Origin of the sequence: Pseudomonas entomophila (assembly GCF_013523125.1) — a bacterium.
GTDB classification, from domain to species: Bacteria; Pseudomonadota; Gammaproteobacteria; order Pseudomonadales; family Pseudomonadaceae; genus Aquipseudomonas; species Aquipseudomonas entomophila_B.
On sequence record NZ_JAAMQJ010000039.1, the window covers coordinates 25,879 to 49,539 of the forward strand.

At 66.5% G+C, this 23,661-nt stretch carries 18 protein-coding genes and 1 pseudogene; 6 read left to right on the forward strand and 13 right to left on the reverse strand.

Going from position 1 to position 23,661, the window contains the following annotated elements; translation table 11 throughout:
* Positions 1-49 precede the first annotated feature (49 nt).
* The 4 genes from lpxK to G7007_RS17810 form a co-directional block, all read right to left on the reverse strand.
* Complete coding sequence (gene lpxK / locus G7007_RS17795) at positions 50-1,057, reverse strand: tetraacyldisaccharide 4'-kinase (RefSeq protein WP_181103759.1); 1,008 nt, start codon at positions 1,055-1,057, stop codon at positions 50-52.
* Positions 1,057-1,491 carry an ExbD/TolR family protein gene (locus tag G7007_RS17800; RefSeq protein WP_181103761.1) on the reverse strand — a complete coding sequence of 145 codons (435 nt, stop codon included), beginning with the start codon at positions 1,489-1,491 and terminating at the stop codon, positions 1,057-1,059. The genes lpxK and G7007_RS17800 overlap by 1 nt, the downstream gene beginning before the upstream one ends.
* Entirely contained in the window at positions 1,488-2,123 is a 636-nt protein-coding gene (locus tag G7007_RS17805) for a MotA/TolQ/ExbB proton channel family protein (RefSeq protein WP_181103764.1), read from the reverse strand. Before G7007_RS17805 ends, G7007_RS17800 begins: the two co-directional genes overlap by 4 nt.
* 67 nt (positions 2,124-2,190) lie before the next feature.
* Entirely contained in the window at positions 2,191-4,416 is a 2,226-nt protein-coding gene (locus tag G7007_RS17810; protein WP_181103767.1) for a DNA internalization-related competence protein ComEC/Rec2, read from the reverse strand.
* 142 nt (positions 4,417-4,558) lie between these two features.
* Between G7007_RS17810 and G7007_RS17815 the strand changes: the two are divergent.
* A pseudogene (locus tag G7007_RS17815) lies at positions 4,559-5,056 on the forward strand (DUF2062 domain-containing protein); the annotation flags it as partial.
* A gap of 12 nt (positions 5,057-5,068) precedes the next feature.
* On the opposite strand, the gene G7007_RS17820 reads toward G7007_RS17815, so the two are convergent.
* The 3 genes from G7007_RS17820 to G7007_RS17830 all read right to left on the reverse strand — a co-directional run bounded on the left by G7007_RS17820 (position 5,069) and on the right by G7007_RS17830 (position 7,540).
* Positions 5,069-5,848: an ABC transporter permease gene (locus G7007_RS17820; protein WP_181103773.1), complete on the reverse strand. Its 780-nt coding sequence runs from the start codon at positions 5,846-5,848 to the stop codon at positions 5,069-5,071.
* Positions 5,845-6,777: an ABC transporter ATP-binding protein gene (locus tag G7007_RS17825; RefSeq protein WP_181103776.1), complete on the reverse strand. Its 933-nt coding sequence runs from the start codon at positions 6,775-6,777 to the stop codon at positions 5,845-5,847. Before G7007_RS17825 ends, G7007_RS17820 begins: the two co-directional genes overlap by 4 nt.
* A gap of 139 nt (positions 6,778-6,916) precedes the next feature.
* Positions 6,917-7,540 (reverse strand): glutathione S-transferase, encoded by a 624-nt coding sequence (locus tag G7007_RS17830; RefSeq protein ID WP_181103779.1) that lies wholly within the window; start codon positions 7,538-7,540, stop codon positions 6,917-6,919.
* 175 nt (positions 7,541-7,715) lie between these two features.
* Here G7007_RS17830 and G7007_RS17835 point away from each other — a divergent pair, with 175 nt between their 5' ends.
* Entirely contained in the window at positions 7,716-10,163 is a 2,448-nt protein-coding gene (locus tag G7007_RS17835; RefSeq protein ID WP_181103781.1) for an acyl-CoA dehydrogenase, read from the forward strand.
* Positions 10,164-10,481: 318 nt separating this feature from the next.
* Here G7007_RS17835 and G7007_RS17840 read toward each other — a convergent pair whose 3' ends face one another.
* The gene (locus G7007_RS17840; RefSeq protein ID WP_181103784.1) at positions 10,482-11,432 is read right to left on the reverse strand and encodes an NAD(P)H-quinone oxidoreductase; all 951 of its coding nucleotides are present in this window, start codon (positions 11,430-11,432) and stop codon (positions 10,482-10,484) included.
* Between the two features lie 142 nt (positions 11,433-11,574).
* On the opposite strand from G7007_RS17840, the gene G7007_RS17845 reads away from it, so the two are divergent.
* On the forward strand, positions 11,575-13,647 hold the full coding sequence (locus G7007_RS17845) for a carboxy terminal-processing peptidase (RefSeq protein WP_181103787.1): 2,073 nt from the start codon (positions 11,575-11,577) through the stop codon (positions 13,645-13,647).
* A 139-nt stretch (positions 13,648-13,786) separates the two neighbouring features.
* On the opposite strand, the gene G7007_RS17850 is transcribed toward G7007_RS17845, so the two are convergent.
* From G7007_RS17850 to pap, 5 genes are all read right to left on the reverse strand, one after another.
* Positions 13,787-14,155: a hypothetical protein gene (locus G7007_RS17850; RefSeq protein ID WP_181103790.1), complete on the reverse strand. Its 369-nt coding sequence runs from the start codon at positions 14,153-14,155 to the stop codon at positions 13,787-13,789.
* Positions 14,152-14,505: a helix-turn-helix domain-containing protein gene (locus G7007_RS17855; RefSeq protein WP_060394525.1), complete on the reverse strand. Its 354-nt coding sequence runs from the start codon at positions 14,503-14,505 to the stop codon at positions 14,152-14,154. The genes G7007_RS17850 and G7007_RS17855 overlap by 4 nt, the downstream gene beginning before the upstream one ends.
* A gap of 84 nt (positions 14,506-14,589) precedes the next feature.
* Entirely contained in the window at positions 14,590-15,030 is a 441-nt protein-coding gene (locus G7007_RS17860) for a YkvA family protein (RefSeq protein ID WP_181103793.1), read from the reverse strand.
* A gap of 709 nt (positions 15,031-15,739) precedes the next feature.
* Positions 15,740-16,510 carry an FKBP-type peptidyl-prolyl cis-trans isomerase gene (locus G7007_RS17865; RefSeq protein ID WP_181103796.1) on the reverse strand — a complete coding sequence of 257 codons (771 nt, stop codon included), beginning with the start codon at positions 16,508-16,510 and terminating at the stop codon, positions 15,740-15,742.
* A 263-nt stretch (positions 16,511-16,773) separates the two neighbouring features.
* Complete coding sequence (gene pap / locus G7007_RS17870) at positions 16,774-18,258, reverse strand: polyphosphate:AMP phosphotransferase (protein WP_181103799.1); 1,485 nt, start codon at positions 18,256-18,258, stop codon at positions 16,774-16,776.
* A gap of 150 nt (positions 18,259-18,408) precedes the next feature.
* Between pap and mnmC the strand changes: the two genes are divergently transcribed.
* From mnmC to G7007_RS17885, 3 genes are all read left to right on the forward strand, one after another.
* Positions 18,409-20,421, forward strand: a complete 2,013-nt coding sequence (gene mnmC, locus G7007_RS17875) for a bifunctional tRNA (5-methylaminomethyl-2-thiouridine)(34)-methyltransferase MnmD/FAD-dependent 5-carboxymethylaminomethyl-2-thiouridine(34) oxidoreductase MnmC (protein ID WP_181103801.1) — start codon at positions 18,409-18,411, stop codon at positions 20,419-20,421.
* Between the two features lie 358 nt (positions 20,422-20,779).
* Complete coding sequence (locus tag G7007_RS17880; RefSeq protein WP_181103804.1) at positions 20,780-22,153, forward strand: TolC family outer membrane protein; 1,374 nt, start codon at positions 20,780-20,782, stop codon at positions 22,151-22,153.
* A 172-nt stretch (positions 22,154-22,325) separates the two neighbouring features.
* Entirely contained in the window at positions 22,326-23,516 is a 1,191-nt protein-coding gene (locus G7007_RS17885) for a benzoate/H(+) symporter BenE family transporter (RefSeq protein WP_181103807.1), read from the forward strand.
* Positions 23,517-23,661: the final 145 nt, after the last annotated feature.

Genomic DNA, 23,661 nt, shown 5'->3' on the forward strand with positions numbered 1-23,661 from the left:
TACGTCCTAGAGGTGTGTAGCCAGAAGAAGGAGGAGGAACATCGACGCGTCACGCACGTCGGTGTGGCAGCAACCGCTCGAGCTGGGCGTCGAACCAGGCAACGAAGGCAGGCGAAGGCTCGGCCTCCACCGCCAGGTACCACCAGTCGTCGGCTGCGAAGGCACGGCACTTCACCGCGTCCTTTTCGGTCATCAGCAGCGGCAAGGCCGGGCTGAACGTCAACGCCTCGCGACTGAACCGGGCATGGTCGGCGAACGGGTGCGCGATCGGTTGCCAGTCTAGCGCTTGCACGGTCTTGAAGAAACGCTCGGGGTTGCCGATGCCCGCCACCGCATGCACGGCCTGGCCTGGCGGAAACTGCGTGAGCGACCGACGCTCGCCGGTGCGCACGTTGACCAGCGCGCTGGGCCGCAGGCCAAAGGCGTAGCCCTCGGCACGGTCGACCGGAGCACCGTTGAACAGCACGGCATCGACCTCGGCCAGACGCTCGGGCGGCTCGCGCAGGGGGCCGGCGGGCAGGCAACGCCCATTGCCCAGGCCGCGGGCGGCATCGATCAGCACCAGTTCCAGGTCACGGGCCAGCCGATAGTGCTGCAAGCCGTCGTCGCACAGGATCAGGTCCAGTGGCTCGGCCGCCAGCAGGCCACGCACGGCGCGTGAGCGATCTGGGTCGATCATCAGCGGCACGCCGGTGCGCTGCACGATCAGCAGCGGCTCGTCCCCCGCCTGCTCGGCGCCCTGCCCCGCCTCGACGCGCCAGGGCAACTGCGGCGGCCGGGCACCGTAGCCACGGCTGACCACACCGACCCGCAACCCCTGGCGGCGGCACTGGTCGATCAGCCAGAGAATCATGGGGGTCTTGCCCGTGCCGCCCACGGTCACGTTGCCGACCACGAGCACCGGCACCGGCGCCCGGTAGGCGGTGCGGCGACCGTCGAGAAAGCGTGCCCGCTTGCCCGCCACGACGCGGCGGTAGAGGCATTCCAGGGGGCGCAGCAGGGTCAGGGCCGGATGCCCGGTGTACCAGGCAGCGAGCAGGCGTTCGCCCAGGGCCATCACTTCGCTCCTTGAGCTGCCTCGACGGTGGTCATGCGCAGGCGGCTGAAGCCCAGCTTGCCGGCGGCGTCCATGGCGGTCACCACGGCCTGGTGCGGCGTCTTGCCGTCGGCGCTGATCGCCAGCGGCAACTGGTTGTCGCCGCCGGATTCGCGCTGCAGCGCCTCGGTGAGGGTCGCCAGGTCACTGCTGGGCAGCAGGTGGTTGTTCACCGAATAGACCCCGTCGGCGCTGATGGTGATTTCCACCACCTTGCCCTCGTCGGTCGGCGCCGCTTCGGCACTGGCGGCCTCGGGCAGCTCCACGCGCAATTGGGTCTCGCGGGTGAAGGTCGTGGTGACGACGAAGAACAGCAGCAGGACGAAGACCACGTCGATCAACGACGCCAGGTTGATGTCGACGTTCTCGCGGGCACGGTTGCGTCGGAACTTCACGCCGCGCCTCCGGCCACCTCGACCTCGCGATCGCCCTGCACGACCTCGACCAGCTTGATCGCCTCCTGCTCCATGCCCACCACCAGCTCGTCGATGCGGCGCAGCAGGAAGCGGTGGAAGAACACGGCCGGGATACCGACCATCAGGCCGGCCGCGGTGGTGACCAGGGCCTTGGAGATACCGCCGGCCAGCACGGCGGCGTTGGCGGTCATCTGCGTGCCCATGAAGGCGCTGAAGATGTCGATCATGCCCAGCACGGTGCCGAGCAGGCCGAGCAGCGGCGCCATGGCAGCGATGGTGCCGAGGGTGCTGATGTAGCGCTCCAGGTCATGGATGACCCGCGAGGCGGCTTCCTCGATGCATTCCTTCATGATCTCGCGCCCGTGCCGGGAGTTGGCCAGGCCCGCTGCGAGGATCTCGCCCAGGGGCGAGTCGGCGCGCAAGGCCTTGAGCTTGTCGCCGGTCAGTTGCTTGTCGCGGATCCACATCCAGACCTGGCCCAGCAGGTGCGGCGGGGTCACCCGACTGGCACGCAGGACCCACAGGCGTTCGACGACGATAGCCATGGCAGCGATGGAACTGAGGATGATCGGCAACATCATCCAACCGCCGGACTTGACCAACTCCCACACAGCAATCACCCCTCGGAAAAGTTCGCCACTCTACCACATGCGTCACACGGCGCTCAGCCACCGGACGTCACGCGTCAGGGTCGCGCCAGAAGCGGCGCTCGCCACGCAGACGATGGACCTCGCCGCCGCTGCCCAGGCGCAGGCGCAAGGCGCCGTGCAGAGCCGTGTCGTGAACGACGATGCCTCGGCGCTGGTAGCGCGCCAGCACACCGGGGTGGGGATGGCCGAAGCCGTTGTGTCGTCCACGCGAGATCAGGGCACCGCGCGGCGCCGTGGCGCGCAGGAAGACGTCGGTGGACGAGGTTCGGCTACCGTGATGAGGGGCCTGCAACCAGTCGATGCGCGGGTCCGGGTTCTGCGCCAGCCACAGCCGCTCGGCGGCCGCTTCCAGGTCGCCGGTCAACAGCAGGCGCTCGCCGCTGGCCTCGACCAGCAGGACGCACGAGCGCTGATTGCTGTCCGGTGCGTCAGGCCACTGCCAGAGCGCGAACGCGACGCCATCCCACTGCCAGCGCTCGCCTGCCCGACAAGCCTGACCGGGCAGCGCCGCCGGCAGTGCGTCGGGCTCACCAGCCAGTGTCCGCGCAGGCGGCAGCCCGGCGGCCACGGCCGGCGCACCCCCGGCATGGTCGGCGTGCGCGTGGCTGACGATCAACAGGTCGAGCCGGCGTACGCCCAGCCTGTGCAGCGTCGGCAGCACCACCCGCTCGCCCAGGTCGATGTCGCCATACGCAGGACCGGCATCGAACAGCAGGGTATGGGTCCGGGTGCGCAGCAGCGTGGCCAGGCCCTGGCCGACGTCCAGTTGCCAGACTTCGACCTGGCCCTGGGGCACGGGAGCATTCGGCAGCCACAGGGCGCTCGCCATCAACACCGCCCCCGGCAGGCGCAGCGGTACGCCACGGGGCAGCAAGACCAAGACGCTGCCGAGCCCGACCAGGCACCCTGCCCCCAGGGACAAGGCCGGTGGCTGCCAGGCGGGCCGCCACTGCGCAAGCTGCCCCAACCCCTCGAACAGCACGGCGAGCAGCCCGCCGGCCAGCCACAGCAAGGCCTCGCCCACCGGCGGCAGGCCGATCAGCAGTGTGCCGAGCAAGGCCAGGGGCAGTACCAGCAGGCTGATCGCAGGCACGGCCAGCAGGTTGGCCACCGGCCCGCTCAGGCTGACCGGCAGACCGAGCGCGAGCAAGGCCGGCAGCAGGCCCAGGGCGATCACCCCTTGTGCACGGGTCCAGGCCTGCCACGGCCGCCAGCCGCCCAGGCGGCCGCTGAAGCAGAACAACAGCACGGCCACCGCGCCGAACGACAGCCAGAAACCGGGCGACAGGCTGGCCAGGGGCTCGACCAGCAACACCCCGACCAGCGCCGTCCACCACGGCAGGCTGGCGCCTAAATGACGAAAACGCAGGCGCCAGACCAGCACCATCGCCAGCATGGCGCAGGCCCGCTGGACCGGCACCTGAAAGCCGGCGAGCGCGCCGTAGGCCAAGGCGGCGCCCAGCGCCAGGGCGCAGGCCCACGGCAGCCACGGCAGGCGCGCCGGCCACAGGCCCAGCCGCGCCGCCCCTGCCACCAGGGCGTAGACCAGCCCGGCCAGCAGGCCGATGTGCTGCCCGGAAATGACCATCAGGTGCACCGTGCCGGTCGCTCGCAGGGTGTCCCAGTCGGCTGGGGACAGGCCGCTGCCATCACCCAGCACCAGCGCCACCAGGGTGGCCTGCCGCCCGTGCGCCTCGACCGCCAGCAGCCGCTGCCGCAGGCCGTCGCGCCAGCCCAGGTCACTGGCGCTCAGCCGCTCGCCGGCCTTGACCGCACCGGTGGCGCCGATGCGCCGCGCCAGCAAGGTCGCCTCCTGGTCAGGCCCGTGGGGGTTGAGCAGCCCGTGGGGGCGTTTGAGCGTCACCGCCAGGCGCCAGCGTTCGCCGCTGCGCACGGGCGGCCCGTCGAACCAGCTCAGTTGCAGGCGAGACGGCAACGAGGCGCGTCGCGACCGGGCTTCGCTCAATTCGAAGTGCACCCCTTGGCCAGTCTGCCGCGGCAGCCCACTCACCGTGCCCTCGAGCCATAGCGTTCGGCCGTCCTGGGCCATGGGCAGACGATCGTCCAAGGCGCCTTGCGCGGACCAGCATGCCCAGCACAGCCCTAGGCCGAACCAGCCTATCGACCACGCCCGCGTCATCAGGCAACCCAACGAGACCAACAGCCCTGCCCACCACCATCCGACCGAAGGCAAGGTCGGCAGAAACCGCAGACAGACCAACCCCAATGCCAGCGCCACCATCCGTGTGCGCATGCCAGAGCCCTCCCAGACAACTTCACCTGATCAGGCATAGCTGCCTCATGGGCTGCGGTTGCTCAAGAATTGTCACAATCTCTGTCGAAGGCGCCTTTGGCAATGCGGGCATACTGGCCGCTCGACACCCGCGAGAGCCCCCATGCCGCGCCGAATCTTCAAACGCTACATGCCGGACCCGACCAGCATTCGCGAACACAAGTCGTTGCGATTTCTGGGCAAGCTGCTGCACGACCCCAACCTCTGGCACCTGAACCGCCACTCGGTCGCACGGGCCATGGGGGTGGGCTTGTTCGCGGCGCTGATTCCCATGCCGATGCAGATGCTGCTGGCGGCGGCCCTGGCCATCGGTGTGCGCGGCAACCTGCCGATCGCGGTCAGCCTGGTCTGGCTCACCAACCCGCTGACCATGCCACCGGTGTTTCTGGTCACCTACCTGACCGGCGCCTGGCTGATGCAGGTGCCGCCACGCAGCCTGCCCGACGAGCTGACCTTCGCCTGGATCACCGAGCAGCTGTCGACGGTCTGGCAACCGTTCCTGCTCGGCTCGGTGGTCTGCGGGGTGATCCTCGGGCTGCTGGGCTACAGCCTGACCCTGCTGTACTGGCGCTGGTGGGTCGGCCGGCAGTGGCGCCGGCGCAAGGCCCGGGTCTCAGGTACGCATGCCACGGCCACTGACCAGCAGGCGCACGCAGACGCTGTACAGCACCGCCGTGGCCACCAGCATGAAGGTGATGGCCGTGCCGATCCGGATGTCTGAGACACCGAGGATGCCGTAGCGGAACGAGTTGACCATGTGCAGCACCGGGTTGGCGAGCGACACGGTCTGCCAGAACGGCGGCAGCAGCGTGATCGAGTAGAACACGCCGCCCAGGTAGGTCAGCGGGGTCAGCACGAAGGTCGGGATGATCGAGATGTCGTCGAAGTTGCGGGCGAACACCGCATTGACGAACCCCAGCAGCGAGAAGATCGTCGCGGTGAGCAGCACGACCAGCACGGTCACGCCCAGGTGATGCACCTGCAGGTCGGTGAAGAACCCTGACAGCACGGTGACGATCACGCCGACAGCCAGCCCACGCAGGATGCCGCCCAGGGCGTAGCCGATCAGGATGGTGTGAGGCGAGACCGGCGAGACCATCAGTTCCTCGATCGAGCGCTGGAACTTGCTGCCGAAGAAGCTCGAGACCACGTTGCCGTAGGAATTGGTGATCACCGACATCATGATCAGTCCCGGGACGATGTACTGCATGTAGGTGAAGCCGCCCATGTCGCCGATCTGGCGGCCGATCAGGTTCCCGAAGATCACGAAGTACAGCACCATGGTGATCGCCGGGGGCAGCAGCGTCTGCGGCCAGATGCGCAGAAAGCGTCGCACTTCCCGGTAGACGATGGTGTTGAGGGCAACCCAGTTGTTGCGCAGATCCAGGCTCATACCGCCACCTTCGACAGGTTCTTTTCCACCAGGGACACGAACAGCTCCTCGAGCCGGTTGGTCTTGTTGCGCAGGCTCAGCACCTCGATGCCCTGCAAGGCCAGTTGGCCGAACAGCGCGGTGACGCCCACCGCCTTGTCCACCTGCACTTCCAGCGTGTGCGGGGTGATCAGCCGGCACGGGTAGCCCTCGAGCATCGGGGCCTGGGCCAAGTCACGGCGCAGGTCGAGCACGAAGGTCTCCACGTGCAGCTTGCCGAGCAGGTCGCGCATGCTGGTATTCTCGACGAGGGTGCCCTTGTCGATGATGCCGATGTGGCGGCACAGCTGCTCGGCTTCCTCCAGGTAGTGGGTGGTGAGGATGATGGCGATGCCTTTCTGGTTCAGCTCGGTGAGGAAGGTCCACATCGACCGACGCAGCTCGATGTCGACCCCGGCGGTGGGTTCGTCGAGGATCAGCAGACGTGGTTCGTGCACCAGCGCACGGGCGATCATCAGGCGCCGCTTCATGCCGCCGGACAGCGAGCGCGAAGGCACGTCGCGCTTGTCCCACAGGCCCAGCTGGGTCAGGTACTGCTCGGCGCGGGCCTTGGCCAGCTTCGGCGGGATGCCATAGTAGCCGGCCTGGGTCACGACGATGTCGAAGGTCTTCTCGAACTGGTTGAAGTTGAATTCCTGGGGCACCACGCCAATGGCGCGCTTGAGCGCTGCCGGGTCGCGGTCCAGATCATGGCCGAACACGTTGACCGTGCCGCTGGTCTTGTTGACCAGGGTCGAGAGGATGCCGATGGTGGTGGACTTGCCGGCGCCGTTGGGGCCGAGCAAGGCGAAGAAGTCTCCTTCGGCGACGTCCAGGTCGATGCCCTTGAGGGCCTGGAAACCGTTGCCGTAGGTCTTGGTCAGCTGTCGAATGGACAGAGCGGAACTCATAACAGGTCAGTTACCGGGAAAGAGAGATCGGAGCGCGCCGGCCCTGGGCCGGCGCAGTGGTAGGCGGCCATGGTGCGGGGCCGGGCCGCTCAAGTACAGTCACCTGTATCGATAGTGACTATCGAATCGGCCTGGGTGTTCAGCTCAGCTCGGTCATGACCCCGGTTTGGTAGGCCGGCCGCGCCTTGAGACGCTCGTACCAGGCGCGCAAGTGCGTCATGGGCGGATGCTCGATGGGCATCTCGAACCAGGCATAGGCGAAGGCGCCCAGTGGCACGTCACCCATGCCGACGGTCTCGCCCGACAGGTAAGGCTGCTCGGCCAGCGCCTGGTCGGCGATCGACAGCAGGCTGGCGCAGGCCTTGTGCGCGGCGTTGATGGCGATCCAGTCCTGCTGTTCGGCCGGCGTGCGCAGCAAGCCCCAGAACAGCGGCTTGAAGGGTGCGGCGAGCGACGAGGTGGTCCAGTCCATCCACTTGTCCGCCTGGGCGCGCTGGCGCGGGTCCTCGATGTACCAACCCTGTTTGCGCCCGTATTCGGCGCAGAGATAGCGCACGATGGCGTTGGATTCCCAGAGCACGGTGTCGCCGTCTTCCAGCATCGGCACCAGGCCGTTGGGGTTGAGGGCCCGGTAACGTGGCTCGTCGACCACGCCGAAACGACCGCCTGCGTCGATCGACTCGACGTCGAGCCACAGCTCCTGAGCGATCCACTGCACCTTGCGCACGTTGCTCGAATTCTTGCGGCCCCAGATCTTCAGCATGGCGATATCCTGTCAAGTACGCGGAAGATCCCAGTCTACTCCAGACACATTCTCTGGCAATCGCCTGCGAACTCCCCGCGTGCGGACAGGTCACTGTTCACACCAGCCGTTCGACGAACGCACTTTCCGGTTCCGAGACATGGCTCGATTCGAACTGTTCACGGAGGAAAGGCGTATGTGGCTGTTGTGGGTGGTGGTTCTGGTGATCGGTGCGGCGTACCTCACGCACCGGCGTCTCGCGCCGACGGCGATCCTGGCGATCCTGGCGCTGTACCTGGTGGCGATGGGGGTGTTCAGTCATACGTCCGGCTGGCTGCTGACGGTGTTCTGGATCGCGCTGGCGGCCACCGCGACCCTGGTGCTGTTGCCCGACCTGCGCCGCAAGCGGTTCACGGCGCCCATCTTCGATTGGTTCCGCAAGACCCTGCCGCCGATGTCGCAGACCGAGAGCGAAGCCATCGACGCCGGCACGGTGTGGTGGGATGGCCAGCTGTTCAGCGGACGCCCCGACTGGAACACCCTGCTGCACTACCCCGCCCCGCGCCTGACCGAGGAAGAACAGGCGTTCATCGATGGCCCGACCGAGGAGCTCTGCGCGCTGGTCAGCGACTGGCAAATCGGTCAGGACATGGACCTGCCGCCCGAGGCCTGGGCGCACATCAAGCGCCACGGCTTTTTCGCCCTGATCATCCCCAAGGCGTACGGCGGCAAGGGCTTTTCCGCCTATGCCCACTCCCAAGTGGCGATGAAGCTGGCCACACGCAGCGGTGATCTGGCCTCGACGGTCATGGTGCCCAACTCCCTGGGCCCGGCCGAGTTGCTGCTGCACTACGGCACCGACGCCCAGCGCGATCACTACCTGCCCCGTCTGGCCCGTGGCGAGGACATCCCCTGCTTCGCCCTGACCGGCCCGCTGGCCGGCTCGGACGCAGGCGCCATGCCGGATACCGGTGTCGTGTGCAAGGGTCAGTGGCAGGGTGAGGAGGTGATCGGCCTGCGCCTGAACTGGGACAAACGCTACATCACCCTCGGCCCGGTCGCGACGCTGCTCGGCGTGGCCTTCAAGGCCTACGACCCGGACCACCTGCTGGGCGACCAGGAAACCCTGGGCATCAGCCTGGCGCTGATCCCCACCGACACCCCTGGCGTCACCATCGGCCGCCGCCACGCCCCCCTGGGCGCCGCGTTCATGAACGGGCCCAACAGCGGCAAGGACGTGTTCATCCCCCTGGACTACCTGATCGGGGGCCAACCCATGCTCGGCAAGGGCTGGATGATGCTGATGAACTGCCTGTCGGTGGGCCGCTCGATCTCGCTGCCCGCCGTGGGCACAGGCGCGGCCAAGTTCACCAGCCTGGTGACCGGCCAATATGCGCGGATCCGCGAACAGTTCAACGTGCCCCTGGCGGCGTTCGAGGGCATCCAGGAATCCATGGCGCGCATCGGCGGCAACGCCTGGCTGATGGACAGCGCGCGTCTGCTCACCGCACAGGCAGTCGATCTGGGCGAAAAGCCCTCGGTGCTGTCGGCGATCCTCAAGTACCACCTGACCGAGCGTGGCCGCGAATGCATCCAGCACGCCATGGACGTGCATGCCGGCAAGGGCATCATCATGGGCCCGAACAACTACCTGGCGCGCAACTGGCAAGGAGCGCCGATCTTCATCACCGTGGAGGGCGCGAACATCCTGTCGCGCAACCTGATGATCTTCGGCCAGGGTGCCATCCGCTGCCATCCATTCGTGCTCAAGGAAATGGCCGCCGCGGCGCATGAGGATCCTCACCAGGCCTTGCGCACGTTCGATGACCTGCTCGGCCAGCACATCCTTTTCGCCCTGCGCAACGCCGCCAGCACCCTGGTGCTCGGCCTGGGGCTGGGTCGTTTCGAACGTGCACCGGGCGATGCCCTGAGCCAAGGCTATTTCCGTGCGCTCGACCGTCAGGCTGCCGCTTTCGCCTTGCTGGCCGACCTGTCGATGATGCTGCTGGGCGGCTCGCTCAAGCGTCGCGAGCGCCTGAGTGCGCGCCTGGGCGACGTGCTCAGCTACCTGTACCTGTCGTCGGCGGCGCTCAAGCGCTACCACGACCTCGGCTCGCCCGAGCACATGCAGCCGCTGCTGCGCTGGGCGATGGAAGAGAGCCTGGGCCAGGCGGAGAACGCACTGTCGACCCTGCTGGACAACTTCCCCAACCGCTTCGTCGGTGGCGCCTTGCGGGTGCTGGTGTTCCCGTTCGGCCGCCGGCACACAGGGCCGAGCGATGCGCTGGATGCCGAAGTGGCGGCGTTGATCGGTCGCAATCAGGGCGATCCAGCCCTGGAAGAGTTGCTCACCGGTTGCTACCGCCCGACCCACGAAGGCGACGCGGTCGGAGCGCTGCAGCAGGCGTGCGACCAGCTCGACCTGGCTGCGCCCTTGCAGCGCACGTTGCACAAGGCCCTCAAGGAAGGCCGGTTCGTGCCGGCACCCGAGGAGCCCCTGCTCGATGCAGCGGTGCGGGCGGGCGTGCTCGATGCCGAGCAGGCGGCGACCGTGCAACGGGCCGAGACGGCGCGCCGGAAGGTCATCGATGTGGATGATTTCGACAAGGAGGCGTTGTTGCCGACGGCGGGCAAGGTGCGGTGAAGCGGCAAGCGGCAAGCGGCAAGCGGCAAGCGGCAAGCGGCAAGCGAGGGCTGATCGTACAGAGGTATCCTGCTTGCAAGGGTGCAGCTGATTTTACGGCCTCTCGCGAGGCCGATCGCGGCACAGGGGCCGCTCCCACAGTGACCGCGATGGCCTGCAACACCGTGGTGCGGCTACGGGTGTAGGAGCGGCCCCAGTGCCGCGATCGGCCCCGCCGGGGCCGTAAAGTCAGCCCTTGCGTCCTCACAGGCGTCCTCGAACGATCAGCCACCTACTTACCGCTTGCCGCTTGCAGCTCACGGCTTGGCGCCCTCCCCCTTACCCCAACACCACCACCAACTTGCCCGACACCTGATTCCCCGCCAACTCGGCATAAGCCGCTTCGGCCTCCGCAGCCGGATAAGCCCGCACCAGTTGCGGCTTGGCCCGCCCTTCGGCGAACAGCGGCCACACCTGCTCGTGCAAGGCCTGCAACAGCTGTGCCTTGAACCCATCATCACGGTTGCGCAGGGTCGAGCCGGTCACCTGTAGACGCTTGGCCAGGACCTGGGCCAGGTCGACTTCGGCACTACGCCCCCCCATCAGGCCGATGATCACCCAGCGACCGTCACGGGCGAGCAGCTTGAGGTTGAGCGCCGCGTAGCTGGCCCCAACCGGATCGAGCACGACGTCGAACGGCCCATGGGCTTCGAGCGCCTGGAGGTCCTCACCGCGCAGCACGCCGCCTGCGGCGCCCAGGTCCTGGCAGTAGGCCAGGCGCTCGGCCGAGCCCACGCTGACCCAGACCGGGTTGCCGAACGCCTTGCACAACTGGATCGCTGCCGAACCGACACCACTGGCGCCCGCGTGCACCAGCACCTTTTCACCCGCTTTCAGGTCGCCGAGCTGGAACAGGTTGAGCCAGGCGGTGGCGTACACCTCGGGGATGGCAGCCGCTTCCTCCAGCGTGACGCCCTCCGGCACCGGCAGCACATGACGGGCATCGACCACCACCTCGTCCGCCATGCCACCACCGGCGAGCAGCGCGCACACGCGATCGCCCACGCGCCAATCGGCACCGGCACCGACCTCGCTGATCACACCCGCGCACTCCAGGCCCAGGTAGGGGCTGGCACCTGGCGGGGGTGGGTAGGCGCCGGCGATCTGCAACAGGTCGGCGCGGTTCAATCCAGCCGCCGTCACACGGATGCGCACCTGGCCCGCGTCGCATTCCGGGGCCTGCACCTCGACCCAGCTCAGTTGCCCTTCAACGCCTTGCAATGCCTTCACAGTGCCTCCATAGTTGACCGATGAATGAGCCTGGGCACGTTTGCACCAGGCTTTTTTTGCAGTATGCGACCGGTCAGATGGAACCGGCCAAAGGAAAAGACGGCCTACTATGCGTGATCAATTGCCCCAGAGTCGAATCAGCATGAAGCACTTTCTGCCCGGCACCGCCCTCGCCCTGATGCTCGGCCTCGGCAGCCTGTCACTCTCCGGCAATGTCGCGGCCGCCAACAAGTGGGATGGCCTGCAACCTGACCGCGACGAGATCGTCGCCAGCCTGAACGTGGTCGAGCTGCTCAAGCGCCACCACTACAGCAAGCCGCCGTTGGACGATGCACGCTCGGTCATCATCTACGACAGCTACCTGAAGTTGCTCGACCCCTCGCGCAGCTACTTCACCGCGAGCGACATCGCCGAATTCGACAAGTGGAAGACCCAGTTCGACGACTTCCTCAAGAAGGGCGAGCTGCAACCGGGCTTCATCATCTACAAGCGCTACCTCGATCGGGTGAAGGCGCGTCTGGACTTCGCCCTGGCCGAACTGGACAAGGGCGTCGACAAGATCGACTTCACCACCCACGAGCAGTTGCTGGTCGACCGCAAGGACGCGCCCTGGCTGAAGAACACCGCCGAGCTCGACGACCTGTGGCGCAAGCGCGTCAAAGACGAGGTGCTGCGCCAGAAGATCGCCGGCAAGGACCTCAAGCAGATCCAGGAGACCCTGACCAAGCGCTACAAGAACCAGCTGGCGCGCCTCGACCAGACCCGTGCCGAGGACATCTTCCAGGCCTACATCAACACCTTCGCGCAGTCCTACGACCCGCACACCAACTACCTCTCGCCGGACAACGCCGAGAACTTCGACATCAACATGAGCCTGTCGCTGGAGGGCATCGGCGCGGTGCTGCAGAGCGACAACGACCAGGTGAAGATCGTGCGCCTGGTGCCGGCGGGCCCTGCGGCCAAGACCAAGCAGGTGTCGCCGGCGGACAAGATCATCGGCGTCGCCCAGGGCGACAAGGAAATGGTCGACGTGGTCGGCTGGCGCCTGGACGAAGTGGTCAAGCTGATCCGCGGGCCCAAGGGCTCGGTGGTGCGCCTGGACATCATCCCGGCCAGCAACGCACCGAACGACCAGACCAGCAAGGTGGTGTCGATCACCCGCGAGGCGGTCAAGCTCGAAGAGCAGGCGGCCAAGAAGTCGATCCTCAACCTCAAGCAGGACGGGCGTGACTACAAGCTGGGGATCATCGAGATCCCGGCCTTCTACCTGGACTTCAAGGCCTACCGTGCCGGGGACCCTGAGTACAAGAGCACCACGCGCGACGTGAAGAAGCTGCTGACCGAGCTGCAGAAGGAGAAGGTCGACGGCGTGGTCATCGACCTGCGCAACAACGGCGGTGGTTCGCTTCAGGAAGCGACCGAACTGACCAGCCTGTTCATCGACAAGGGCCCGACGGTCCTGGTGCGCAACAGCGATGGCCGCGTCGACGTACTGGAAGACGAGCACAAGGGCGCGTTCTACAAAGGCCCGCTGACCTTGCTGGTCAACCGCCTGTCCGCCTCTGCGTCGGAGATCTTCGCCGGCGCCATGCAGGACTATCACCGTGCGCTGATCATCGGTGGGCAGACCTTCGGCAAGGGGACGGTGCAGACCATCCAGCCGCTGAACCACGGCGAGCTCAAGCTGACCCTGGCCAAGTTCTACCGGGTGTCCGGGCAGAGCACCCAGCACCAGGGCGTGCTGCCGGACATCGCCTACCCGTCGATCATCGATACCAAGGAGATCGGGGAAAGCGCCCTGCCCGAGGCCATGCCCTGGGATACCATCCGTCCTGTCGTGAAGCCTGCTTCCGATCCGTTCAAGCCGTACCTGGCGCAGCTCAAGGCGCGTCATGAGGCGCGCAGCCTGAAGGATCCGGAGTTCGCCTACATCCGCGATCGCCTGGCGTTGACCCAACAGCTGATGAACGAGAAGACCGTCAGCCTGAACGAGCAGGAGCGCCGCGCCCGCCACGACGAGATCGATGCCAAGCAACTGGCCCTCGAGAACGTGCGCCGCAAGGCCAAGGGCGAAGAGCCGCTCAAGGAGCTGAAGAAGGAAGACGAGGACGCCTTGCCGAGCGAGCCGGAAGACACCAAGCCGGAAGACGATGCCTACCTGGCAGAGACTGGCCGGATCCTGCTGGACTACCTGAGCCTGAGCAAAAGCCGGTGAAGCGCTGAACGTGCGTGCTTGACCCAAGGGGCCGCTTTTGCGGCCCCTTTTTCATGGGTCATGAACCCTCGATGTAGACGGGCCCTACCCCCTCACCGTCTGCGGCATGAATGCCCGTCAGGTCATCGTCCGGTGCGGCTCACGTCTCGTCCGGGTAGGCATGTTCGAACACCCGTACCACTTCCGACGCATGCCAGGCCGCGGCTTCCAGCCCATCGGCCGGCCCGGCGAAACGCCCGAGCCGTTCGGCACACTCGAAGAACCCAGGCCGCGGCAGACGGCTGGCGCCCTGGCTGATCACCAGCGCGCTGCGCAGAGGCTGGTCGGCCCGAGCGTCGATCAGCGCCAGGTGCTCCAGCGCAGCGGTAAGCGTCTGCATGGCAGGCGTGGGCAGTTGCAGGCGCTCGATCAACGCACGGTAGGTCAACAGGTGACGTTGACGACGGGCCAGGTCAAGCGCATCCAGCAGGCTTTGCCAATGCTGGCGGCTGATCCTGACCTGACTCAAGAGGGCTCGCTCCATCCCGGCAGCCCCAGCTCCCACGCCAGGCTGCGGCGGATGGCAGCATCCGGTTGACGCTCGCCGGACTCGATCATCGCCAGATAGGCCGGGCTGATGCCGACGCTGCGTGCCAGCGCTTCACGGGCCAGACCCTTGGCTTCGCGCAGGCGCGGCAGTTCGGTCAGAGGCTGGAGGGTGGGCTGGGCAACGGTTTCAGGCGCTGGATCAGCCTGCGCTGCAAGCGGCGTCTCGCGTTCGGTTGCATGCCCGGCGGCCTTGAGCAAGGCCTGGTAGTGCTCCCAGGGCAACACCGCGTACTGCGGTTTGCCTTCGTGAATGATGACCTGTACATCCATGACGAAAACCCCTTTTCTCCGCGCGCCACGGCGTGTGGCGCTTCGGTACGACTGGGTGGCAAGTATATCAGGCGATACGGATGCCTACGGCTGGCCGCGCTCCAGGCGAAGCGCCTCGGGCGTGTCGGGCAGGCATTCCACCACGCGCAGCTTCTCGGGCGCCTGGGTATCGCGCCAGGTCTTGAACTTGGTCAGCTCGTCGCCAACGGTCTTGATGACCCAGCCCAGCACGGCGATGTCGTCGAGAAAGCCCACGCCGAGCAGCCAGTCGGGAATGGCATCGAGCGGGCTGACGAAGTACAGCAGGCCGGCCACGATCGTGATGATGGATTTCTTGCTGATGTCGCGGTATTCGCCACGCCACCAGGCCAGACAGAGCGACTGCATGAGCTTGACGTCATGACGCAGTTGGCCGAGCTTCGGCCCCTTGCGCGCCACGGCGAACAGCAAGGCCGGCAGACGGCCACGGCTGAGCAGGCGCTCGGCCAGGGGGAGGAAGCGACTGAAATTCCACGGTGCGTTCATTGAACCTCCAGCAGGAACGGGTAGGTTATCCACATTTACTGTGGATAACCTTGTGAACAGGGGGGCGTTTCCACGGTTTGGCCCCTGCACGGCAAGGGTCGCACTCGAATCGGGCGTTTTTTACACACTTGTTTCAAAGCCAGCCAAGGTGTGTGACAGGGGTCGAGGTCGCAGGTGCCGACTGCATGTCGACCTTGGAAGGTGAGCGGGGTTCGCCCAGCCTGTCGAGCTGGAGGCCTGCCGTGCACGATAGGACTTGCGCAAATTGGTCACCGTCCAGAACTGAGCGACAGGCAGGGCTTTGGGCCTCTGCCCTGCAAGGGGCAGCCTGTGGGAGCCGGCTTGCCGGCGATGGCGATGGTGGCTGCACTGCCGTCATCGCCGGCAAGCCGGCTCCTACAGGGGCGGGTACATGGGCTTGAAGACGTCTGTGCGAATCGATCGAGACTGGCACTGCCATGCCTGTCACCGCCCCCAGAACTGAGCAGCAGGCAGGGCTTCGGGTCTCTGCCCTGCAAGGGGCAGACTGTGGGAGCCGGCTTGCCGGCGATGGCGATAGTGGCTGCACTGCCGTCATCGCCGGCAAGCCGGCTCCCACAAGATAGGCGCATGGACTTGAAGGCATTCGCGCAGACCGATCGAGGCTGCTCCCTGAAACGAAAACGCCCCGTCGGAACGGGGCATTTTCAGGCGGAGTGCGTCTGGCTGCTTACTGAGCAGGCGTCTCGGCCGGGGCGTCGGCAGGTGCTTCAGCCGGTGCCTGGGCCGGATCGACCGGGGCTTGGCCCTGGTCCTTGATGCCCAGCAGTTCGAGATCGAACACCAAGACCGAGTTCGCCGGGATCAACGGGCTCGGGCTCTGGGCGCCGTAGGCCAGCTCAGCTGGGATGAACAGCTTGTACTTCTCGCCGACGTGCATCAGTTGCAGGCCTTCGACCCAGCCTGGGATGACGCCGCTGACCGGCAGGTCGATCGGACTGCCGCGCTCGACGGAGCTGTCGAACACCTTGCCATCGATCAGCTTGCCTTCGTAATGCACGGTCACGACATCGGTCGGCTTGGGCTGCGGGCCGTCGGCCTTCTTGATGACTTGGTACTGCAGGCCCGAGGCGGTGGTGACCACGCCGTCCTTCTTGCCGTTTTCCTCGAGGAACTTCTTGCCGGCGGCAGAGGCCTCTTCGCTGGCCTTGGCCTGACGCTCCTCGGCACGCTTCTGCAGGTCGCTGAAGGCGGCGACCAGCTCCTCGTCCTTCAGGCGCTGGTCTTTCTTGCCGACCGCGTCTTCGATCCCGAGGGCCACGGCCTTGGAATCCAGATCGTCCATGCCTTCCTGAGCCAGGCTCTTGCCCATGTTCAGGCCGATGCCGTACGAGGCTTTCTGGGAAGACGTCTTGAGCTCGACGTCGCTGGCCTGCTTGTCGCAGCCGGCGAGAACCAGGCTGACCAGGGCAACCGCGGCCGCCAAACGATGCTGTTTCATGCTAGATCCTTGTTCATGCGCCATAAGGGCAATCAGGGTAAAGCCGCGAGCTTAGCAGGCGGTCATCACCAATGGCTACCGGGATCAGAGCGCCTTTGGCTGCAGAAGTTCAGCCCTGGCCGGCAGGAAGACGGTTCGGCTTCGACGGCCGCTGTCGTGTCCTGCCAGCATCGCCTTGAAGCTGCCTGACACCCCCAGCGGCCAAACGCACTTCACCCACCCCTTGCAGCTTGCAGCTTGCAGCTTGCAGCGCCCACCAGCTTCTACCCCTCGAACGCCGCCTCCAAGGCGTCGTTGATCGTGCGCAGCACCTTGACCCTGGCCCAGCGCTTGTCGTTGGCCTCCACCAAGGTCCACGGTGCGATCGTGGTACTGGTGCGGTCGACCATGTCGCCGACCGCCTCGGCGTACTGGTCCCATTTCTCACGGTTGCGCCAGTCTTCCTCGGTGATTTTGAAGCGTTTGAACGGCACCGCTTCACGCGCCTCGAACCGCTCCAGCTGGGTCTGCTGGTCGATCGACAGCCAGAACTTCACCACCACGACCCCAGCGTCGCGCAACTGCTCTTCGAAGTCGTTGATCTCGCCGTAGGCGCGCTGCCAGTCGCTCGGCGGGCAGAAGCCTTCCACCCGTTCCACCAGCACCCGCCCATACCAGGAACGGTCGAAGACGGTGAACTTGCCCCGGGCCGGGATGTGTCGCCAGAACCGCCACAGGTAAGGCTGCGCGCGCTCTTCCTCGGTCGGCGCGGCGATCGGGACGATGCGGTACTGACGCGGGTCCAGCGCGGCGGCCACACGACGAATGGCGCCGCCCTTGCCCGCAGCGTCGTTGCCTTCGAACACGGCCACCAGCGCGTGCCGACGCATCTTCTTGTGCCGCAGCAACCCCGACAGGCGCGCCTGCTCCGCGATCAGTTGACGCTGGTAATCGTCCTTGTCCAGGCGCAAGGTCAGGTCCAGGCTGCCCAACAGGCTGCGCTGGTCGAGGCTGCGCCCCGGAGGTGCGCTATGGCCGGTCGAGGTGGGCGGGGCGTCCTTGGCCAGCGCATTCTGCAAGGCCTCCAGGATGATGCGTCCGACCGCCAGGCTGCGGTAGTACGGGTCCGCCCCTTCGATGATGTGCCAGGGCGCATAATCGCGGCTGGTGCGACGCAGCACGCGCTCGCCATAGCGCACGAAGCGGTCGTAGGTCCGCGACTGCTGCCAGTCCAACGGGCTGATGCGCCAGCTGTGCAACGGGTCGTCCGCCAGCGCCTTGAGCCGGGCCTTCATCTGCTGCTTGGAGAGGTGGAACCAGAACTTGATGATCAGCGCGCCTTCGTCGCAGAGCATCTGCTCCAGGCGCTCGGCACCGGCGATCGCCTGGTCCAGCACGGCGTTCTTGAAGTCGCCCTGCACGCGTCCTTGCAGCATCTGGCTGTACCAGTTGCCGAAGAACACCCCGGTACGCCCCTTGGGCGGCAGGGCCCGCCAGTAGCGCCAGGCCGGTGGACGGGCCAGTTCTTCGTCGGTCTTCTCGTCGAAGGTGCGCACCTCGATGAGTCGAGGGTCCATCCATTCGTTGAGCAGCCTCACCGTCTCGCCCTTGCCGGCGCCCTCGATGCCGTTGATCAAGATGATCAGCGGGAAGCGGGCCTGCGCCTTGAGTTCGTACTGCGCCTCCAGCAACGCTTCGCGCAGGGCCGGCTCTTCGGCGTCGAACACCGCCTTGTCGATGCAGTGGCCGATCTCCGCGGATTCGAACATGTCTGGCTCCTTCGATGATGAACAGGGCCGACGCCTCGGCCTGGGTCGTTGGCGGTTGGACACGCCAATCGTGTCGGTTGTTAGATCGTCTTGCGTGAATTCGCGCCAGAAGCCCCTTAAAATGATCGCTTCGTTGCCGTCGAGCCGCTCATGTCAGACTCTCCCGCTTCCCCCGCCCCACTGCACGCCCAGATCGACTGGGACGATCAGGGCCTGCCCCATTCGCGTCATTACGATGACATCTACTTCTCCCGCGAACAGGGCATCGCCGAAACGCACTACGTGTTTCTGGAGCAGAATCGGCTGCCTGAGCGCTTCGCGGCCCTGGCGCCCCACGAATGCCTGGTGATCGGCGAAACCGGCTTCGGCACAGGGTTGAACTTCTACTGCGCCTGGCAGTGCTTCGCTGAACACGCCCCGGCCGAAGCACGGCTGCACATGATCAGTGTGGAGAAATTCCCGCTCACCGGTGTTGACCTGGAGCGGGCCGCGCGCCTCTGGCCCAGCCTGGCGGCGTTTTCCGAACCGCTGCTGGCGCAGTACGTCGCGGTGCACCCCGGCTTCCAACAGTTCAGCTTCGACGAGGGTCGGGTTACCTTGACCCTGCTGATCGGCGACGTGCTCGAGCAGTTGCCGACCCTCGACGCCCGGATCGACGCCTGGTTCCTGGACGGTTTCGCACCGGCCAAGAACCCGGACATGTGGACCCCGGCGCTGTTCGAACAGATGGCGCGGCTCTCGGTGCCCGGCACCACGCTGGGCACCTTCACCACCACCGGTTGGGTACGGCGTGCGCTGATGGCGGCAGGCTTCACCTTGCGCAAGGTACCGGGACTGGGCAAGAAGTGGGAGATCATGGGCGGCACGTTCACCGGGGCGTCGACCGATGGCGTACCGACGGATCCCATCGCACCCTGGTACCGTCGCCCCCCTGCCGTGCCAGGCCCGCGTCAGGCGTTGGTGATCGGTGCCGGGCTGGCGGGCAGCGCCACGGCCCGCAGCCTGGCCAGCCGTGGCTGGCAGGTCGAGGTGCTGGAACGCCACACGGACGTGGCCCAGGAAGCCTCCGGCAACCCCCAGGGGGTGTTGTACCTGAAGCTGTCGGCCCATGGCACGGCATTGTCCCGGTTGATCCTGGCCGGTTTCGGCTATACCCGACGCTGGCTGACCCACCTGCAACGCGGCCACGACTGGGACGCCTGCGGTGTGCTGCAATTGGCGTTCGATGCCGCGGAAGCTGCCCGTCAGGCCAAGCTGGCCGACGCTTTCGACCCCAGCCTGCTGGCGACGGTATCGCGCGCGCAGGCCGAAGCGATCGCCGGGGTGGCGCTGTCGACGGGCGGCCTGTTCTACCCCGAGGGTGGCTGGGTGCATCCACCGGCGTTGTGCCAGGCGCAGCTGGCGCACCCACGGATCCAGGTCCGTGCCCATCGCCAGGTCCTGCGCCTGGCGCGGGTCGACGGCCTGTGGCAGGCCTGGGACGGCGAGCGACTGCTGGCCAGTGCGCCGGTGGTGGTGCTGGCCGGTGCCGCGGACGTCCGGCGTTTCGACGGCTGCGCCGACTTGCCGCTCAAGCGCATCCGTGGACAGATCACCCGGCTGCCCGCCACCGAAGGCAGTCAGGCACTGCGCACGGTACTGTGCGCACACGGCTACGTGGCGCCGCCTCGTGCCGGCGAACACACCCTTGGCGCCAGTTTCGACTTCCATAACCAGGACCTCACGCCCACCGTCCAGGAGCACCAAGGCAACCTGGACCTGTTGCACGAGATCTCCGACGACGTGCACACGCGCTTGCTCGGGGACGGCGCGTCGCCCGATCGCCTGCAAGGCCGTGCGGCCTTTCGCTGCACCAGCCCCGACTACCTGCCGATCGTGGGCCCCCTGGCCGACCGCGGCCTCTTCGATGACCGGTACGGCGCCGTGCGCAAGGACGCCCGCCAAGTACCCGACCTGCCCTGCCCCTGGCTCGAAGGCCTGTACGTCAACAGTGGCCACGGCTCTCGAGGCCTGATCACGGCGCCCTTGTGCGGGGAACTGGTCGCCGCCTGGGTGACGGCAGAGCCGCTTCCGGTGCCACGTGAGGTGGCGCAGGCCTGCCACCCTAACCGGTTTGCTCTGCGCACGCTGATCCGAGGTGAACGTACGGCAGGCCACCGTTGAGGCGCTGGCCGTTTGTCAGCTCGCCCTGCCGGACTTCAGTTGCCTTTGTACAAGGTGATAGAAAAAAGCCATTATTCACCTGACAAAATATTGTCGTACTGTACCAGCCAAGTAACACTACACTGGGTTTCAACAATAAGAGTGCGCGGAACCTTCCATCCCGCCTACCTATCGCAGTGTGGCACTCGATCAGGACATCGCCTGTCGGGAGGCTCTCCGATAGGGCTCGCGGTGCCTGATCCCATGGGCACGGCAGGCACGCTTGGACAGTCTTTCGGTGCAGAGCCGCATCGATCCGCCCGATAGCCAATTTTTTGGCGACTGAAGAACGTCACTTATTCCAGGGAGAAGCAACCCCATGCGCGTCATGACCCCCATCGCCAGCGCCGTGCTGCTGGCCAGCCTGTGTACGCACGCTCAGGCGATGTCGATCACCGAGGCCATTCAGACCGCGGTCGACCAACATCCGGAGGTCAGCTCCAACCGCAACAACCGCTTGTCCGCCGATGAGGACGTGAAATTCGCCAAAGGGGGCTTCTACCCGACCGTCGACCTGGTCGGTGGCTATGGGCGTCAGCGTTCCGACAACGCCAACACCCGTCGCCTCAATACCGATGGCACCACCAGCCGCGCCAAGGAAACCCTGACCTACAACCAGATCGATCTGCGCCTGCGCCAGCTGATCTTCGATGGCTTCGGCACCTCCAACGAAGTGGGTCGTACCCAGGCGGTGGTCGACTCGCGCGCCTACTACACCCAGGCCATCGCCCAGGACGTCGCCCTGCGTGCCATCGAGGTCTACCTGGAAGTGCTGCGCCGTCGCGAGGCGGTGACCCTGGCCAAGAACAACCTGCAGGCGCACCTGCGGGTCAACGACCAGATCGGCCTGCGCAGTGAGCGTGGGGTGGGCAGCACCGCCGACCTGGACCAGTCCCGCGCGCGTCTGGCCCTGGCCCAGACCAACCTGGACACCGCCGAGGTCGACCTGGCCGATGCCGAAGCCAACTTCTTCAGCGCCGTCGGCCGCATGCCCGACGAGCTGGAAACGCCGATCGACATCCAGCCGCAACTGCCGGCCACCCTCGACGAGGCCCGCCAGGAGCTGCAGGAGAACAACCCGTACCTGAAGTCGGCACAGGCCGACGTCAACGCGGCCGAGAAGCAGTACCAGGTCGCCCGCTCGACGCTCTACCCACGTCTGGACGCCGTGCTGGCCACCGGCACCACCGACAACCTGGGCGGCCAGCGCGGCCACACCAGCAATGATTGGCAGGCCGGCGTCGAGCTGAACTACAACATCTCCCGCGGCGGCAGCGACCGGGCGCGCGTGCAGTCGGACGCGTACAAGGTCAACCAGGCGCTGGACATCCGCAACAACGCCCTGCGCCAGCTCAACGAGAACCTGAGCCTGTCGTGGAACGCCATGAACAACGCCATCAAGCAGCTGCCCAAGGCCCGCGAGTACGCCGAGACCACCACCCGCGTGCGCCTGGCCTATCAGGAGCAGTTCGGCATCGGCCAGCGGACCCTGCTCGACGTGCTGGACAGCGAGAACGAGTTGTACACCGCGGCTTTGCGCCTGAACGAAGTGCGCTACACCGGCGAATACTCCAAGTACCGCGTGCTGGCGACCATGGGCGACCTGTTGAGCAAGCAGCGGATCGTGCTGCCGGCCGAAGCGGTCGCGCGCAACGAGGTGCGCAACGAGGCCAGACTGCCGGCCATGCAATAAGGCAGGCCTTTCGACCGACTGTACGGTCGATTGCAGCCCTGGCTGTATGGCAAGGCCTGCCTGAGGGCGCGCTAGGCTTCGAAGGTGATCGCGCAAGGGGATGGACGCTGACGACAAGTGCCCGCCTCCTGATCGGTCACCTTCATGTTCGCCGCGTAAAGGATCTACCCTCATGTCCAGCGTCACCCCCATCCCCCGTCACCTGCTCGCCGACACCTCGCCCTCGGCCCTGGTCGCGGGCTTCATCGCCATGCTCACCGCCTACACCAGTTCGCTGGTGCTGATGTTCCAGGCCGGCCAGGCCGCCGGGCTGAGCAGCGTGCAGATCTCGTCCTGGATCTGGGCCTTGTCGATCGGCATGGCGATCTGCAGTGTCGGCTTGTCGCTGCGCTATCGCATGCCCATCACCGTGGCCTGGTCGACCCCTGGGGCGGCGCTGCTGATCACCAGCCTGGGCGGCGTCGCCTACAGCGAGGCGATCGGCGCCTACATCGTCAGCGCACTGCTGGTGCTGGTCTGCGGGCTCACCGGCAGTTTCGAGCGGCTGGTGCGGCGCATCCCGGCGTCGCTGGCCTCTGCCTTGCTGGCCGGAATCCTGTTCAAGATCGGCAGCGAACTGTTCGTGGCGGCCGAGCACCGCACCCTGCTGGTGCTGGGCATGTTCTTCAGTTACCTGCTGGTCAAGCGCCTGTCGCCACGTTACTGCGTGCTCGCGGCACTGGTGGTCGGCACCGCCTTGTCCGGCGCGCTCGGCCTGCTCGACTTCAGCGGCTTCAGCCTGGAACTGGCCCGACCGGTGTGGACCACGCCGACCTTCTCGCTGGCGGCGACCATCAGCATCGCCCTGCCGCTGTTCGTGGTGGCGATGACCTCCCAGAACATGCCGGGCATGGCCGTGCTGCGCGCCGATGGCTACACCGTACCGGCGTCACCCCTGATCAGCGCCACCGGCCTGATGTCGTTGCTGGTCGCCCCGTTCGGGGCCCATGGCGTCAACCTGGCGGCCATCAGCGCAGCGATCTGCACCGGGCCCCATGCGCACGAGGATCCTTCCAAGCGCTATGTCGCGGCGGTGTGGTGCGGGCTGCTGTACGCCGTGGCCGGGGTGTTCGGTGCGACCTTGGCGGCCCTGTTCGCGGCGCTGCCCAAGGAGCTGGTGCTGTCGATCGCCGCGCTGGCGCTGTTCGGCTCGATCATGAACGGGTTGAGCATGGCCATGGCCGAGGCGCGCGAGCGCGAGGCGGCGCTGATCACCTTCATGGTCACGGCGTCGGGGCTGACGCTGTTTTCGGTGGGATCGGCGTTCTGGGGGATCGTGGCGGGGTTGGTCGCGCAGGCGATTCTGACGGGGCGCAGGGGGTGAGTGGCGAGTGGCGTTGGATGGGGATTTTTGAAAAGGGCAGGCTTCTGTGTTGATTTTGTGTATGTCGGGGGCCGCTTTGCGGCCCATCGCGGCCGGTCCGGCGCCCCGGCAGAGGCCGCTCCACCCGCAACGCGCCCCCTGCAGG

Coding starts and splice junctions, on each gene's coding strand:
- lpxK (WP_181103759.1), bottom strand. CDS start 1,057: ATGGCCCTGGGCGAACGCCTGCTCGCTGCCTGGTACACCGGGCATCCG.
- G7007_RS17810 (WP_181103767.1), bottom strand. CDS start 4,416: ATGCGCACACGGATGGTGGCGCTGGCATTGGGGTTGGTCTGTCTGCGG.
- G7007_RS17820 (WP_181103773.1), bottom strand. CDS start 5,848: ATGAGCCTGGATCTGCGCAACAACTGGGTTGCCCTCAACACCATCGTC.
- G7007_RS17825 (WP_181103776.1), bottom strand. CDS start 6,777: ATGAGTTCCGCTCTGTCCATTCGACAGCTGACCAAGACCTACGGCAAC.
- G7007_RS17830 (WP_181103779.1), bottom strand. CDS start 7,540: ATGCTGAAGATCTGGGGCCGCAAGAATTCGAGCAACGTGCGCAAGGTG.
- G7007_RS17835 (WP_181103781.1), top strand. CDS start 7,716: ATGTGGCTGTTGTGGGTGGTGGTTCTGGTGATCGGTGCGGCGTACCTC.
- G7007_RS17845 (WP_181103787.1), top strand. CDS start 11,575: ATGAAGCACTTTCTGCCCGGCACCGCCCTCGCCCTGATGCTCGGCCTC.
- G7007_RS17855 (WP_060394525.1), bottom strand. CDS start 14,505: ATGGATGTACAGGTCATCATTCACGAAGGCAAACCGCAGTACGCGGTG.
- G7007_RS17860 (WP_181103793.1), bottom strand. CDS start 15,030: ATGAACGCACCGTGGAATTTCAGTCGCTTCCTCCCCCTGGCCGAGCGC.
- G7007_RS17865 (WP_181103796.1), bottom strand. CDS start 16,510: ATGAAACAGCATCGTTTGGCGGCCGCGGTTGCCCTGGTCAGCCTGGTT.
- pap (WP_181103799.1), bottom strand. CDS start 18,258: ATGTTCGAATCCGCGGAGATCGGCCACTGCATCGACAAGGCGGTGTTC.
- mnmC (WP_181103801.1), top strand. CDS start 18,409: ATGTCAGACTCTCCCGCTTCCCCCGCCCCACTGCACGCCCAGATCGAC.
- G7007_RS17880 (WP_181103804.1), top strand. CDS start 20,780: ATGCGCGTCATGACCCCCATCGCCAGCGCCGTGCTGCTGGCCAGCCTG.
- G7007_RS17885 (WP_181103807.1), top strand. CDS start 22,326: ATGTCCAGCGTCACCCCCATCCCCCGTCACCTGCTCGCCGACACCTCG.